The sequence below is a fragment of the Rhodoferax sp. LS1P39 genome (assembly GCF_056521425.1).
The window spans coordinates 22,279-38,202 of record NZ_JBWMAV010000011.1 but is presented as its reverse complement, the minus strand read 5'-3'; the positions used below and the strand labels follow the sequence as shown (position 1 = coordinate 38,202).

The following is a 15,924-nucleotide window of genomic DNA, read 5'->3' as shown; positions in this document are numbered from 1 at the left end:
CTCAAAGAAAAAGATAAAAATAGCCTCTAGCGCTTATTCCATCAGCACGAGAAGCTATTCAATGCATAGCAATCTCAGGCCAGGGCCAGATCCACAATGCCTTGCGCTTCCTCGGCGATGCGGCGCAGATGCTCTTCGCCGTGGAAGCTTTCGCAGTAGATTTTGTAAATATTCTCGGTGCCCGAGGGGCGCGCGGCGAACCAGCCGTTCTCGGTCATCACCTTCAGGCCACCCAGGCTGGCACCGTTGCCGGGGGCCGCGGTCAGCACCTTGGTGATGGGCTCGCCCGCCAGTTCGGAGCTGGTGACCTGCTGCGGGGTGAGCTTGCCGAGCTTCTTTTTCTGCTCGGGCGTGGCGGGTGCGTCGATGCGGTCGTAGGCGGGTGCGCCGAAGGCATCGGTGAGCAGCTTGTAGGCTTCGCCGGGGTCACGGCCCGTGCGGCCAATGATTTCGGCGGACAGCAAGGCAGGCACCAGGCCGTCCTTGTCGGTGGTCCATACGCTGCCGTCGCGCCGCAGAAAGGACGCGCCCGCGCTCTCCTCGCCCACAAAGCCCAGGCTGCCGTCGCACAGGCCGTTGGCAAACCATTTGAAACCCACGGGCACCTCGTACAGATTGCGGCCCAGGCGCGCGGCCACGCGGTCGATCATGTTGCTGCTGACCAGGGTTTTGCCGATGCCTGCGCCTTTATTCCAACCGGGGCGGTTCTGGAACAGGTAGTCGATGCACACGGCCAGGTAGTGGTTGGGCTGCATCAGGCCGACGCTGCGGGTGACGATGCCGTGGCGGTCGTGGTCGGTGTCGCAGGCGAAGGCAATGTCGTATTTGTCTTTGAGGCCGATCAGAGAGGCCATGGCGTTCTTGCTGGACGGGTCCATGCGGATGCGGCCATCCCAGTCCACCGACATGAAGCGGAAGGTGGCATCCACCTGCTCGCTCACCACGCTGAGGTTCAGCGCGTATTTTTCGGCAATGCGGGCCCAGTAGTGCACGCCTGCGCCGCCCAGCGGGTCGGCACCCATGCGCACGCCCGATGCGCGGATTACGTCCATGTCGATCACGTTGGCCAGGTCGGCCACGTAGTGGGTCACGTAGTCGTGGCGGTGGGTGGTGTCGGCGCGCAGGGCCTGGGCGTAGGGCATGCGCTTCACGTCTTTGAGGCCGGTTTCCAGGTGCACGTTGGCGGCTTTTTCGATCCAACCGGTGATGTCGCTGTCGGCCGGGCCGCCGTTGGTAGGGTTGTATTTGTAGCCGCCGTCTTCGGGCGGGTTGTGCGACGGGGTCATCAGGATGCCATCGGCCAGGCCGGTGGTGCGGCCCTTGTTATAGACCAGGATGGCGTGCGACACGGCGGGCGTGGGGGTGTATTCGTCGCCCTCGGCCAGCATCACATGCACGCCGTTGGCGGCCAGCACCTCCAGCGCGGTGGCCCCGGCGGGCTCGGACAGGGCGTGGGTATCGATACCGAGGAACACCGGGCCGGTGATGTTGTTGAGTGCGCGGTACTGGCAGATGGCCTGGGTGATGGCCAGCACATGCTGTTCATTGAAGCTGCTGTTGAAAGCGTTGCCCCGGTGGCCGGAGGTGCCAAACGCCACGCGCTGGGTGCTTTGGCCCGGGTCGGGGCGCAGGCTGTAGTAGGCGGTGACCAGGCGTGGCAAATTGACCAGCATGGAAAGCGGTGCGGTGTGACCGGCTAAGGGGCTGTGGGACATGGAGGGGTCCAATTCTTGTGGTGGGTTTGTCTCGCTGGGGCCTGCGCGGCGGGTGCGCAAGCAGCAACATTGAACCACACCCGCCCCCCACTTTGGGCCTGTTACACGGGCCTTACGCGATTAATCCGGATTAATTTAAAGCGCTTTGGAGGGGTGGCAGCAACTCGGCGGCGCGTTCAAAGTCAAAGTCGCGCAGCGCCCGCTCCAGGGGCTGGACCAGCGGAGCCAGGGTGGTGGTCTTCAGCATGTCCACGCAGTGGCCGCCGACCTCCATGGCCTCGGCATCGTTGTTGTCCACCAGCTGGGCCAGTTGCGCCAGCAGGCCGCGCACCTGGGCCCGGTCGGACTCCGACAAGACGGTGGGTTTCCCCCCCGTCGCCCCCTCCTGCCCGCCGCCCAGGCTGTCTATGCTGGCCAGCACCTGGTCCAGCGCCTGTGTGGTGGCCGCCATCAGGCGGGCCAGTTCCGGAAGATTCTGTGGCGTGGCAGCGCTGGCGGCCTCCAGGCTATCCGCCGCCGCATACAGGCCGTGCGCGCCGATGTTGCCCGCCAGGCCTTTGAGGGTGTGGGCCTGCCGGGCCAGGGTGCTGGCATCGCCCGCCTCCAGCGTGGCCTGGAAGCGCTGGCCAAAATCGCGTTCGCTGAGGGCGAACTTGCGCAGCATGCGCTGGTAGAACGCCACATTGCCCGCCATCACCCGCAAACCCGCGCGTACGTCGATGCCGGGCATGGCTTCCAGATCCACCAGCGGATCGGGAGCGCGCGGCGGGGTGGGCATGGGCAGGGCCGACAGCGGTGCCGGGGCTGAGGCAAGCGCGTCGGACACCACCCATTTGCCGATGGTGGCAAACATGGCCCCGACATCCAGCGGCTTGGTGATGTGGTCGTTCATGCCCACGGCCAGCACCCGTTCGCGGTCGCTGGACAGGGCGTTGGCGGTCATGGCGATGATGGGCAGCGCAGTGAAGCGCGGGTCTTCGCGCAGCAGCAGCGTGGCGCTGTAGCCGTCCATCACCGGCATCTGGCAGTCCATCAGCACCACGTCATAGGGCTGGGCCATCACCTTGTCCACCGCCTCCCGGCCATTGGCCGCCATGTCCACCACCACACCGGCGCTGGTCAGCAGCTCGTAGGCGAGTTCCTGGTTGATTTCGTTGTCTTCCACCAGCAGCAGGCGGATGCCGCGCAGCCTAGCCGAGCTCTCACGGTTGCCTTCGCGCTTGGCCATCTGGCGGGATTTTTCTACGTAGGCCTCGGTGCCAACGGACTTGGTCAGCGTGTCGTACAGGGTGGACGCGGTGACCGGCTTGGTCAGCACGCTGTAGATGCCCACGCCCGACTGCTGCGCCGCCTGCAGCGCATCGACACTGCTGTGGGCCGTGACCATCACCACCTTGGGCAGGATGATGCGCGGCTGGGCCTGCAGGCATTTGAGGGTTTCGATACCGTCTACCTTGGGCATCATCCAGTCCAGCAGGATCAGGTCGTAGGGCGCACCCTTGTTTTGCGCCTTGGCGGTGAGTGCCACCGCGCTCATGCCGTTGTCGGTGGCATCCACCTGCAGGCCAAAGGCGGTGCTGAGCTTGGTGAGGATGTCGCGCGCGCTTTCGTTGTCGTCCACCACCAGCACGCGGGTGCGCTGGAAGTCTTCGCGGCGGGCGCGGCGGCGCTCAAAGTCCTGCTCCGACTGGCGCATCAACTGCACGGTGAAGTGGAAGGTGCTGCCCACGCCCAGCTGGCTTTCCACCCACATCTGGCCGTCCATCAGCTCGGTCAGGGTTTTGGAAATGGTCAGGCCCAGGCCGGTGCCGCCGTATTTGCGCGAGGTGGAGGTGTCGGCCTGGGTGAAGGCATGGAATAGCTTTTGCTGCTGCTCAGGCGTCATGCCGATGCCGGTGTCGCGCACCCAGAAATGCAGGGTGACGTGCTTGGTGTCGGCGGCGTTGGCGGGCGGCTCCACCCGTTCCGCCCCCACCACGATTTCGCCTTGCGATGTGAACTTGAGCGCGTTGCCCGCCAGGTTCAGCAAAATCTGCCCCAGGCGCAAGGGGTCGCCCACCAGGGTCTGGGGAATATCGGCACGGGTATCGAATATAAATTCCACACCCTTGTCTTCGGCCTTGGGGCAAATCAGGTCGGCCAGATGGCCCATGACCTGGTCGAGCTGGAAATGGGTGGTTTCCATATCCAGCTTGCCAGCTTCGATTTTCTAGAAATCCAGAATGTCGTTCAATATGCCCAGCAAATTGACGGCGGACACATTCACCTTCTCGATGTAATTGCGCTGCTTGCGGGTCAGTTCGGTGTTCAAGGCCAAACCGGTCATGCCAATAATCGCGTTCATGGGCGTGCGGATTTCATGGCTCATATTGGCCAGAAAATCCGATTTGGCGCGGTTCGAGTCTTCCGCCGATTGCCGGGCCCGGATGATGGCGATTTCGGCCTCTTTGACATGCGTAATGTCCTGGTTCACGCCTTGCATCTGCACCATGCGCTGCTGGGCATCGCGCTCTACATGGGCCAGGGTGTGCAGCCAAACCACCCGGCCATCGCTGGGCCGCTGGTAGCGGTAGGTGGCATCGAAGGCATCGACACGCCCGGCCACGGCATCCTGGAAGTTTTGCCGCGCCTGGGATGCCAGCACCGGATCGGCCTGCACCATGCGGGCCCACATTTCGCTCTGGGCATCAAATTTCCAGTCGGGCGGGCGCAGTGCTTCGCCGCAGATCAGGGCATTGCGCTCGGATGAAAACAGCACGTCCGGCTGGTCCGCGTTGATGGTCCAGTGGCCCGACTGGGTCAGCTCCAGGGCCTGGTGGGCCAGGTGGTTGACCCGCTGCAGCTCGCTGGCCACCTGGTTCTGCTGGGCTACCATTTTTTGCAGATTGGTTTGCATCACCGCCAGCTGGGCCAGCACGCTATCGGGGTACTGCGGGTGGGCGGCGATGGGCGACTCCAGATCGCCTGCCGAGATGCGCTGGATGCTGCGGTGCACCGTGTCGATGGAGCCGCCCATGGTGCGCTCCAGTTTGTCCACAAAAGTGTTGAACTGGCCCGAGACTTCGTTGAACTCCTGGCTGCTGCTGGCGGGCAGGCGCAGCGCCAGATTGGCATCGCCCGCCGCGATATGGCCCAGGGCGTCGCGCACCCGCCCCAGGCGCCGCAGCACGCCCGCCGTCAGCACCCAGTACAAAGCCGCCACGGTGGCGATATTCAGGCCGATGATCTGGATAACCAGCAGCTTCAAACTCTGGCGCAAATTGGCGTTGATCTCGTGCCGGGTGGCATGGATGGTGACCTGGCCGAAGTTTTCAATGTCTTCGCTGCCCGGCAGTTTGAGCTCGGCGGTTTGCACAATATCGTCGGCAAACCCCCGCTGGTTTTTGACGTCAAATTTTTGCTGGTTGCCATACACCACCTCGATCCGGTTCATGTACGGCGCACGCATTTCCGCGTTGACGATTTTCTCGATCTGGCGGGCGTTGTATTCCCATACCGCGCTGGGCAGGCTGATGGATAAACGCTCCACCGTGCCACGGATATTCTTTTGCAAGGCCTGCTCTTGCAAAGCCTTGTTTTCAAAGTAATTCCAGGCCCCAAACGATCCCAGACTGGTGGAAATAATCAGCACCATCAGAAAAATAAACCGGAATCGAATGGAGTGGGTGTGCTGCATGTGGATGCCAATCAACGTCCGGGCTAGCTTACTACTTCGTTCGTATTTCGTTACGGGTTGGCAAGAAATTTGTAAGCTTTGCCGCCTTGCCCCGACCTATGGATACCGCCCACTTTGTCCAGGAACTTCCATGGCAAACACTATTCAATTTATAGCTGCTACCGCCCTATCCATAAGCACGGGAGCCGTATTTTCTTCTGAAGCCATGTGCACGCATGCATCGGGTAAAAACCGGCTGCCGGTGGTGGAGCTGTACACATCAGAGGGTTGCAGTTCGTGCCCGCCCGCCGACCAGTGGCTCAGCCAGCTCAAGGGGCAGCTTGCGGTGGTGCAGGCCTTCCACGTGGCCTACTGGGACCAGCTGGGCTGGGTAGACCGCTTTGCCACGCCCGCCCACACCGTGCGCCAGCGCCAGGTGGGTGCGTGGAACCAGCAGGCCAATATCTACACGCCACAGGCGGTGCTGAACGGCAAGGAATGGAAGCGCTGGGGCGGTACGGTGGCAGGCATGGCCGCCGAGCCCGCGCTGGCCCAGATCAGCCTGCGCCAACTGGCACCCGACCAGTTCGAGGCCCTGGTCACGCCCGCAGCAGACGCGCCAGGCCGCTGGTCGGCCTACTGGACGGTGACCGAAAACGGCCACAGCTCCAAGGTGCAAGCAGGTGAAAACGCCGGGGAGTTCCTGCAGCACGACTTTGTGGTGCGCCAGTATGTGGCGGCGGGCGTGTACCCGAGCGATTTGCGTGCGCCGCAAAAGCTGAACTTTCGCAGCATTGCCAGCAGCCCGGCCCACCCCCGGCAGGTGAATCTGGTGGTGTTTGACCCGCAGACGGGCAAGACGCTGCAGGCCCTGGCCGCGCCCTGCTGAAACTAAACGGCCCGCAGCACGTAGCCGATGCGCGGAAAGTGCACGTGCACCGTGCCCGCCCGCGCGTCCACCCGGCGCAGCGTGAAGTGCATGCGGGTGGCGGCCACCAGTTCGCCCTGGCTCGCCTCCAGGCCAAAGCTCTCGGCGTGGATGCGTACCTGGCTGCCCAGAGCGATGCCGTGGTCGTCCTGGAACACCTCGTCCGACAAGGCTACCGGGGTAGCGGCTGCGGCCAAGGCAATTGCGTCCGCCGAACTCAGCCGCCCGGCGTCGCCCAGCTCCAAGGCTGCAACGCGGTCCATCCAGGCCTGCACGCCGGGGGTGGCGTCCTGAATGCTGGCGATATCCGGCACGTTTACGCGGGTGAACCACAGCGGCGCGTAGACCGCAAAGTCGGCCAGGCAGGGGGTGTTGCCGACCAAAAACGCCTGGTCCTCCAGCATGCTGGCGATGCGGCGCAGGTAGGATTTGTAAGCGGTAGTGGCATCCCCCAGCCGCAGGCGCGGGACGATGCCGCCCATCTTGGTCCGGTCGTCGGCAAAAGCCTGGGCGAAGCCGGGCGGTGCCTTGCCAAACAGCTGCGCCAGGCCCTGGGGCTGCAGGTTATAGGCCATGGCAGCGGCAAACAGCGAGGTGTCGCCCCACTGCGCCAGCACCCGCGCCAGCCCCTTGTGGCTGGCGGGTGAGAGCGATGGCGTGGGCTGGCGGTGCTCCAGCACGTCGCAAATCAACGCGGTGTCGCAGTAGATGTCGGCCCCGATTTGCAGGATGGGGGTTTTGCGGTAGCCACCGGTGAGCGCCTCTACATCGGGCTTGGGTGCGATGGGCGGTATGTTGACCGACTGCCAGGCCAGCTGCTTGAAAGCCAGCACGCGGCGGATTTTTTCGGCGAAGGGCGAGTTCTTGTAGTGGTGCAGGATCAGATCGGCCATGCAGGTCTCCGGTATAGATTCTTGTCAGGGTTGGTTCGAATTCATCCGCGAACGCAGATACAGCAGCACCGCCCCCAGCGCCGCCGCGATGCCGCCGCCCACCACCAGGGCCAGGCCCAGGTCGTCGTCGGCGCGCTGGGTGAACAGGCCCAGCACCAGCGTCAGCAGCCCGCCGTACAGCAGGATCCAGATGGCGTTGTCGACCCGGCGAATGGTTTTTTCGGTGAACATGGGCGCACTGTAACCTTGTGTGTCACCGTGTGCCAGATTTATGAGAAATAGGCCGCTAGCGCTTATGGAATGGGCGAGAGCAGCTACTATTTTTATAACACCTCGAACACACCCGCCGCGCCCATGCCGCCGCCGATGCACATGGTGACCAGCACCCGCTTGGCACCGCGCCGCTTGCCTTCGATCAGCGCATGGCCGGTGAGGCGCTGGCCGCTCACGCCGTAGGGGTGGCCCACGGCGATCGCGCCGCCGTTCACGTTCAGCAGCTCGGCCGGAATGCCCAGCTTGTCGCGGCAGTAGATCACCTGCACCGCAAAGGCTTCGTTGAGCTCCCACAGGTCGATGTCGCTGACCTTCAGGCCCAGGCGTTTGAGCACCTTGGGGATGGCAAACACCGGGCCGATGCCCATTTCGTCCGGCTCGCAGCCCGCCACCGCAAAGCCCAAAAAACGGCCCAGCGGCTGCAGGCCGCGCTGGCTGGCCAATGTTTCGTTCATCACCACCACCGCACCGCCACCGTCGGAAAACTGGCTGGCGTTACCGGCTGAAATGAGCCCACCCGGAATCGCCGAGCGCAGCCCGGCAATGCCCTCGGCCGTGGTGCCCTCGCGGATGCCTTCGTCCTGGCTCACAGTGACTTCCTTGGTCATCAGGCCGCGCACCTTGTCGGCCACGCCCATGGTGACGGTGATGGGCGCAATCTCGGCGGTAAACAGCCCGGCGGCCAGGGCGGCACTGGCTTTTTGCTGGCTGGCCGCGCCGTATTCGTCCATCTGCGCGCGGCTGATGCCGTAGCGCTGGGCCACCATTTCGGCGGTTTGCAGCATGTTCCAGTAGATTTCGGGCTTGTTTTTGGCCAGCCAGGGGTCGGTGAGCATGTGGGTGTTCATCTCTTGCTGCACACAGGAAATGCTCTCCACCCCGCCCGCCACGTACACATCGCCCTCGTTGGCAATGATGCGCTGCGCAGCCATGGCGATGGTTTGCAGGCCGGACGAGCAAAAGCGGTTCACGGTGACGCCCGATGTCGTCACCGGGCAGCCTGCACGCAAGGCGATCTGGCGGGCGATGTTGGCCCCGGTCGCGCCCTCGGGCGTGGCGCAGCCCATGATCACGTCATCGACTTCGGCGGCCTCGATGCCTGCGCGTTGGATGGCGTGCTGCACCGCGTGGCCGCCCAGGGTGGCCCCGTGGGTCATGTTGAAAGAACCCTTCCAGCTTTTGGCCAGAGGGGTGCGGGCGGTGGAAACGATTACAGCGGCGGTCATGTTCTGTGTTCCTTAGTTGAAGGTTTGGCCATCGGCAGCCAGGCGGGCCAGCAAGGGCGCGGGGGTCCAGAAGGCGGCCTCAATCAGCGGGTTCTGGGCGAAGCGCTGCATGGCCTGCACCACGTTGAACAGCCCGATCTCATTGGCGTAGTGCATGGGGCCACCGCGGTAAATGGGGAAGCCGTAGCCGGTGAGGTACACCATGTCGATGTCGCCGGATTTGGAGGCAATGCCCTCCTCCAGGATGTGCGCGGCCTCGTTCACCATGGCAAACACCAGGCGCTGCACGATCTCTTCATCGCCAATCTTGCGCGCCGTGATACCCAGCGACGCACGGTGGTCGGCCACCATCTTCTCCACCAGGGCGCTAGGAATCGCATCGCGCTTACCCGCCTGGTAGTCGTACCAGCCCGCGCCGGTTTTCTGACCAAAGCGGCCCAGCTCGCACAGCAGATCGGCTGTCTTGCTGTACTTCACGCCGGGTTGTTCCACGTACTTGCGTTTGCGGATGGCCCAGCCGATGTCGTTGCCCGCCAGGTCGCCCATGCGGAACGGCCCCATGGCCATGCCAAACTTCTCCATGGCCTTGTCCACCTGCGCCGGGGTGCAGCCCTCGTCGAGCAAAAAGCCCGCCTGGCGGCCATATTGCTCGATCATGCGGTTGCCGATGAAGCCATCGCACACGCCGGACACCACCGAGGTCTTCTTGATCTTTTTGCCCAGCGCCATCACCGTGGCCAGCACGTCCTTGGCCGTCGCCTTGCCGCGCACCACTTCCAGCAGCTTCATCACATTGGCGGGGCTGAAGAAATGCGTGCCCACCACGTCCTGCGGGCGCTTGGTGAAGCTGGCGATGCGGTCCAGGTCCAAGGTAGACGTGTTGCTGGCCAGGATCGCGCCGGGCTTCATCACGCGGTCCAACTCTTGGAAAACCACTTGTTTCACGCCCATGTCTTCAAACACGGCTTCGATCACCATGTCGGCTTCCCCCAGGTCGTCGTAATTCAGCGTGGTGCTCAGCAGGGCCATGCGCTGCTCAAACTTGTCTTGCTTGAGTTTGCCCTTGGTGACTTGCGCCTCGTAGTTCTTGCGGATGGTGGCCACGCCGCGCTCCAGGGCTTCCGGCTTGGCCTCAAGCATCTTGACCGGAATGCCTGCGTTCAGGAAGTTCATGGCAATGCCGCCGCCCATGGTGCCCGCGCCGATGACCGCTATGCTGTTGATAGCACGCTGTGCTGTATCAGTGGGCACATCGGGTATTTTGGAGGCTGCACGCTCGGACGCAAAAATATGCCGCAGTGCCCGGCTCTCGGGAGTCCACATCAGGTTCAAAAAGGTGCTGAGCTCGAAAGCCATGCCCGCTTCAAACTTCTGCTTCGTCGCAGCTTCTACCGCATCGACGCACTTCAGCGGGGCCGGGTAGTTCTTGGCCATGCCCTTGACCATGTTGCGGGCAAACTGGAAGTAGGCATCGCCCTGCGGGTGCTTGCACTTCAGGTTGCGCACCAGCGGCAGGGGGCGCACGTCGGCAATGGATTGGGCGAAAGCCAGGGCCTCTTCCATCAGCGACTCGGCCGACGCGGCCAGCTTGTCAAACAGCTTTTGGCCCGGCAGCGATGCCAGCAGCTCGCTCTTGACCGGCTCGCCGCTGACGATCATGTTCAGCGCCGCTTCCACGCCCAGCACCCGGGGCAGCCGCTGCGTGCCGCCCGCGCCGGGGATCAGCCCCAACTTGACTTCGGGGAGCGCCACATTGCAGCCGGGCGCGGCAATACGGTAGTGGCAGCCCAGGGCCGTCTCCAGCCCACCGCCCATGCAGACAGAGTGGATGGCAGCGACCACCGGCTTGGCCGAGTGCTCGATGGCCAGAATCATGCTCAGCAGGTTCGGCTCCTGCATCGCCTGCGGCGTGTCAAATTCCTTGATGTCCGCCCCACCCGAAAACGCCTTGCCCGCACCGGTCAGCACAATCGCCACCACCGCCGCATCGGCATTCGCCTGCGCCAGCCCGGCCGTCACCGCACGGCGCGTCGCCAGGCCCAGGCCGTTGACCGGCGGGTTGTTCAGGGTGATCACGGCAACGTTGCCGTGGACTAGGTAATAGGGATTGGGAGCTGTCATGCGTACACCTCGGGGTTGAAATAGAACGATCGTTCGATTTTTATTCTAGAGGCTCACGGCAGGTTCATGTCTGCTGGTTTGTCCCAGTTGGGACAAACCAGCAGATGCTTGTATTTAAGCAATATTAAAGATATGTTTTGATGGATATCCGCCTTGGAGAAAGCAAATGAACCGCGTTACCCCCTCGCATGCAGTACAGCTTTTAAACCAAATCCAGCACCATCTGGCGGGTGTTGACGCACGGCACCAGGAGCGTTTTCGTGCACTTATGACATTGTTGGCGATCAGTGTCGATGGATTGGTAGCCAGATCGGCCATATCTCAAGCCCTGTACCCAGGCTTGACGGCCGACTCCATCAAAAGCGATTTAGCCACTTTCAAAGCCGCCATCAGCCTCGCTGCCAACAAAGCAGGCCTAGGCAAATTGGTACTAGTTACCCCCAAAGGACGAGGCGGGCCTAACCAGCTACTCTGGCTGGAAGTCGAAGCGCATCTGCAACCCGCCGTGCCACCGGGCACGCAACTGGTAACGGACTACATGCTGCAACAAAACAGCGTACCCGCCCATGCGGTGGACTTGAGTCCGCTGCAGGTCGCAGTGTCTTTCGCTGGCGCGGACCAGAAACTAGCCGTTGCATTACTGGACGGCCTAAAAACCGGCCTGCGGGCCAGGTCCGCAAGCCTGGCTGCACGAATCAGCTTCTGGACCTTTCGCAGCACTATTGGCGATGACGGTATCCACGGCGGTCAGAACGACCACCAGACCATGCAAGTAGAGTTTCAACGTGCGATCGCAGGGCTGCTGCTAGTGTCACCATCTGCATGCGGAAGTTCATATATTCAGAAAAGCGAGTGGCCTTTGTTTCGCAACGCGGTGGGCAAACTCTTGAAGCCTTTTATTGCTGTTCAGCTAGCGCCTGTAAAAGAAGGCACCCACAAACTGGGGGTGCTGGACCGCACAAAAAAGGGCGACCGGACGCAGTTACTACACGTCCACCACGACGATCAAAACCATACATGGGACCAATGTCTTAACAACTCCGCGCTCAAGCGGGTGTTTGAAGAAAAGCTGATTGACCAGCTCATCCAACTGGTCGAGACCAGTCTGCCGCCACCTCTGCCCCATAGCAGCAGTCCAGCACCTAAACCGGGTGCAAAAAGACAACCCACTGCGCCATGCGCAACGCGCCACTTCCTAGCCCCCCTTGAGGTCAATGCAGGGGCAAACGTCCCGGGCCTGGGCAGAGACCTGCGCCAGCTAGAGTCCGCTCGCGAACGCAGGCAAGCGAACGACACCCCTGTGCCCACAGAAGTTGCGACGGAAGAAAGCGTGGAAATCGTGCCCGCCATGCTGCGCTGGGCCTGTGACCCCACCGATACCCCATTTGCAGTGCTGCTGGGCGAATACGGCATGGGAAAAACCTGGAACACCCAGTTGCTGGCGCAGGCGCTGCAGCAGCGCATCCAGAGCGCAGAGCCGGGTAGCAGCCCTACCCCCACGCCCATCTACCTGGACCTGCGCCGCGCCATAGAAGACAAGCGCGCCTTGCTGGGCGGAGACTTGCCCAGGCTTGAGTATTTTCTCGACCGCTTGAACGCCCGCAGCACTCCAGCGGGCGAGACGGCACCCACGGGCAAGGACACACTGCAAGCAGCGCAGCAAGAAGGTGCCCTGCTCATTTTTGACGGCCTGGACGAAGTGCTGGCCCATAACCCAGACGAGGCCTGGGGCCAGCAGTTCATCAACCTGCTGTTCTCCGCCCTGCCTTTTTCTCACTGGCCCCGCCACCTAAACCCTGGCACGGGGAGCAAGGCACCGGGAAAGCTGCTGCTGACCTGCCGCACCCACTACTTCAAAAGCACCCACAATCAAAACGAACAAATCCTGGGCTTGGGGCGCGAGCAGCACCGCGCAGCCAAGCCCCGCGCCTGGCAGATGCTGCCCTTCACCCCAACCCAGGTACTGGCCTATCTACAGCAGCACGCCCCAGGGCACGACCCACAAGTGCTGTACGACCTGATTGCCAGTGTGCATAACCTGGTGGAGGTCAGCAGCCGCCCACAAGGCCTGAAGATGGTGTGCGCTCAGATAGATAGCATTGAGCAGGCCAAGCGCGAAGGCACAGTGGTCAACGGTGCCACCCTTTATGCCTGGATGGTGCAAGCGTGGCTAGACCGCGATACTGGCAAGCACCAGTTACTGCCAGAGGACAAGGCCATCTTGATGCAAGACCTGGCCTTATATCTGTGGCAGCGCGGCGCACGGCAAATTAAGTGGAGTCAACTTGCAGAGTGGTTCCGAATTTGGCTGAGGCTGGATCCGGTGCGCAGCGCTACACCACTGTATCAAAAAGCCGCAGAAACCACGTTGCTTACCGACCTACGCAACGCCACCTTTCTGGTGCGACCGGGAGAAGACAGCTTCTCGTTTGCCCATACATCTATCTTGGAATACTTTTTGGCGCTGCGCCTGCACCGTAGCCTGGAACACGACGACATCCAGGTGTGGAACAGCCTTAGTCCTTCGGTAGAAACCTTGGTGTTTTTAGAGCAACACCAAATAACCATAGACAGCTATATCCAGAATCAGGTGCGCAACACACTGAGCAAACACCTTGCCCGTGCGGATACGGCTGACCAGAAGGCTAGGCTGAGTTTGTTGTTTTTGCATGAGCACAACCCATCCCACTGGGGGCTTACTGTGCTGGATATCAGCGATCTACCGCTGGAGCGCCATATATTTTCTGGTCTGCAGTTGGACACCCTGTGCGCCGACCGTGCTTTGCTGGCAGAAAGCCAATGGTCCCACTGCCGCCTGAAAACATCCAGTTGGGCAGATGCAGATTGCCGCCAAGCGCGGTTCGATCATCTCCAAGGCCAGTCTGCAAACTTTGACAATGCCCAGTTGCAAGCCAGCCGCTGGCGTAAGGTAAACATAGACCGAATCAACACCACCGGCGCACACACCCAGGCCTTGCAAGCTGTGGGCTGCAGGACCGGTGGCGACAAGCCTTGGAACTCCGGCTCAGCAATACCAAATCAGGCCTTGCCCAGTGGGTGGTCTTTGAACTGGTCGGGACACACAGCATCGGTTCGTGCATGCGCGCTCAGTGGTGATGGGCAAACCCTTCTTACCGCATCTTGGGACTACACCGCCCGGTTATGGAACCGCCAGGGCGAATGTTTGCAGGTCCTATCCGGTCATAAAGGAGTGCTAACCGCTTGCGCGCTCAGTGCCGATGGCCAAACCCTGGTTACCGCATCCACGGACAACACCGCCCGGCTGTGGAACCGCCAGGGAGATTGTCTGCAGGTCCTCTCAGGTCATAAAGGCGCGCTAAACGCCTGTGCCATCAGCGCCGACGGGCAAACTCTGCTCACCGCGTCCGTGGACGACACCGCCCGGTTATGGAACCGGTGTGGCGAATGCTTGCAGATACTCTCAGGCCATCAAGATGAATTAACTGCCTGCGCGCTTAGCGCCGATGGGCAAACCCTACTTACCGCATCCTGGGACAAGTCTGCCCGGCTGTGGAACCGTCAGGGCGAATGCTTACAGGTCCTATCCGGTCATGAAGTTGTGCTGAGCGCTTGCGCTATAAGCGCCGATGGACAAACCCTGCTTACCGCATCCTGGGACGAAACCGCTCGGCTATGGAACCGCCAGGGCGAATGCTTGCAGGTCTTCTCCGGCCATGAGGAGGCGCTAAGCGACTGCGCGCTCAGCTCGGATGGGCAAACTCTGCTCACCGCGTCCGATGATAAAACTGCCCGACTTTGGAACCGCCAAGGTGAATGCCTTCGGGTCCTCTCTGGCCATGAAGACGAGCTGAGCGCCTGCGCGCTTAGCGCCGATGGGCAAACCCTGCTTACAGCGTCCCATGACAAAAGTGCCCGGCTGTGGAACCGCCAGGGTCAATGCCTGCAAGTCCTCTCCGGCCACAATAGCGCACTGAGCGCCTGCGCGCTTAGCGCCGATGGGCACACCCTGCTTACAGCGTCCCATGACAAAAGTGCCCGGCTGTGGGACCGCCGGGGTAAATGCCTGCAGGTCCTCTCCGGCCATAAAGGCGCAATGGACCTATCCACCGCCCTTAGTGCCAATGGGGAAAGGCTGCTGACCGCGTGCAGGGACAAAACCGCACGCCTGTGGAATCGCCAGGGCGAATGCTTGCAAGTCCTTTACGGCCATGAGGAGACGCTGACCGCCTGCGCCCTCAGTGCCGACGGGCAAACTCTGCTCACCGCGTCAAGGGACAAAACCGCACGCCTGTGGAATCGCCAGGGCGAATGCCTGCAGATACTTTACGGCCATGAGGAGACGCTGACCGCCTGCGCCCTCAGTGCCGACGGGCAAACTCTGCTCACCGCATCCAGGGACAAAACCGCCCGCCTGTGGAACAGCCAGGGTCGATGCATAGAGATACTTTACGGCCATGAGGAGGCGCTGACCGCCTGCGCCCTCAGCGCCGACGGGGAAATTTTATTTACAGGGTCCAGGGACAACACCGCCCGGCTGTGGAACCGCCAGGGCGAATGCCTGCAGGTCCTCGCCGGCCATGAGGCAGCATTGATCTCATGCGCCCTCAGCGCCGATGGGCAAAGGATAGCTACCGCGTCCTGGGACAACACTGTGCGGCTGTGGAGCCGCCAGGGTGAATGCCTACAGATACTCTCCGGCCATGAGGGCGGACTGATAGCCTGCGCCTTCAACGCCGATGGGCAAACCTTGCTTACTGCAAGCGGCACAGAAATCCGTACCTGGAGCTGGATACAAGCGGCTTGGGTTTGCAATCTAGAGCTTCGCCCCGCCACCCAAACCAGAATTTGGTTATCCCAGCAAACCCGAACACTCCAGTTAGACGGTCCGGACTGGCCGGTTTGGCAACTTCAATACCGTGACCCCGCCGAGCCCGCTAACGAGTCCAACCGTCGCTATATGCTGGGCGAAGCTCTCGCAGAATTCGGTCCTATGGCGCATGAAAAGCTGGTTAACGCAGATCGCTGGCGTTTCGTACCTAGGGACGACATCTCCGCCAAATACTGATGTAGGCAACGCGTCTACTTTTACGGGGCTAAACTAGACCTACGGCTTCGATTAAAGCCTGGGATA

The 15,924-nt window shown here is 61.9% G+C and carries 9 protein-coding genes; 2 read left to right on the top strand and 7 right to left on the bottom strand.

Annotation, left to right across the window (positions count from 1 at the left end):
• Positions 1–74: 74 nt before the first annotated feature.
• The 3 genes from pgm to AC097O_RS16825 all read right to left on the bottom strand — a co-directional run bounded on the left by pgm (position 75) and on the right by AC097O_RS16825 (position 5,391).
• A complete protein-coding gene (pgm, locus tag AC097O_RS16835; protein WP_479594058.1) occupies positions 75–1,715 on the bottom strand; it encodes a phosphoglucomutase (alpha-D-glucose-1,6-bisphosphate-dependent) in 1,641 nt (546 codons plus the stop codon).
• Between the two features lie 130 nt (positions 1,716–1,845).
• Positions 1,846–3,900, bottom strand: coding sequence for a hybrid sensor histidine kinase/response regulator (locus tag AC097O_RS16830; protein ID WP_479594057.1), 2,055 nt, complete (start codon positions 3,898–3,900; stop codon positions 1,846–1,848).
• Positions 3,901–3,924: 24 nt separating this feature from the next.
• The gene (locus tag AC097O_RS16825) at positions 3,925–5,391 is read right to left on the bottom strand and encodes a sensor histidine kinase (RefSeq protein ID WP_479594056.1); all 1,467 of its coding nucleotides are present in this window, start codon (positions 5,389–5,391) and stop codon (positions 3,925–3,927) included.
• Positions 5,392–5,521: 130 nt separating this feature from the next.
• Between AC097O_RS16825 and AC097O_RS16820 the strand changes: the two genes are divergently transcribed.
• Positions 5,522–6,259 (top strand): DUF1223 domain-containing protein, encoded by a 738-nt coding sequence (locus AC097O_RS16820; RefSeq protein ID WP_479594055.1) that lies wholly within the window; start codon positions 5,522–5,524, stop codon positions 6,257–6,259.
• 2 nt (positions 6,260–6,261) lie between these two features.
• Here AC097O_RS16820 and AC097O_RS16815 read toward each other — a convergent pair whose 3' ends face one another.
• From AC097O_RS16815 to AC097O_RS16800, 4 genes are all read right to left on the bottom strand, one after another.
• Complete coding sequence (locus AC097O_RS16815; RefSeq protein ID WP_479594054.1) at positions 6,262–7,191, bottom strand: glutathione S-transferase family protein; 930 nt, start codon at positions 7,189–7,191, stop codon at positions 6,262–6,264.
• A gap of 24 nt (positions 7,192–7,215) precedes the next feature.
• Positions 7,216–7,422 carry a hypothetical protein gene (locus AC097O_RS16810; protein WP_479594053.1) on the bottom strand — a complete coding sequence of 69 codons (207 nt, stop codon included), beginning with the start codon at positions 7,420–7,422 and terminating at the stop codon, positions 7,216–7,218.
• A 92-nt stretch (positions 7,423–7,514) separates the two neighbouring features.
• On the bottom strand, positions 7,515–8,690 hold the full coding sequence (locus tag AC097O_RS16805; protein ID WP_479594052.1) for an acetyl-CoA C-acyltransferase: 1,176 nt from the start codon (positions 8,688–8,690) through the stop codon (positions 7,515–7,517).
• Between the two features lie 12 nt (positions 8,691–8,702).
• Positions 8,703–10,811, bottom strand: a complete 2,109-nt coding sequence (locus AC097O_RS16800) for a 3-hydroxyacyl-CoA dehydrogenase NAD-binding domain-containing protein (protein WP_479594051.1) — start codon at positions 10,809–10,811, stop codon at positions 8,703–8,705.
• Between the two features lie 166 nt (positions 10,812–10,977).
• Here AC097O_RS16800 and AC097O_RS16795 point away from each other — a divergent pair, with 166 nt between their 5' ends.
• The gene (locus AC097O_RS16795) at positions 10,978–15,858 is read left to right on the top strand and encodes an NACHT and WD40 repeat domain-containing protein (RefSeq protein ID WP_479594050.1); all 4,881 of its coding nucleotides are present in this window, start codon (positions 10,978–10,980) and stop codon (positions 15,856–15,858) included.
• Positions 15,859–15,924 lie beyond the last annotated feature (66 nt).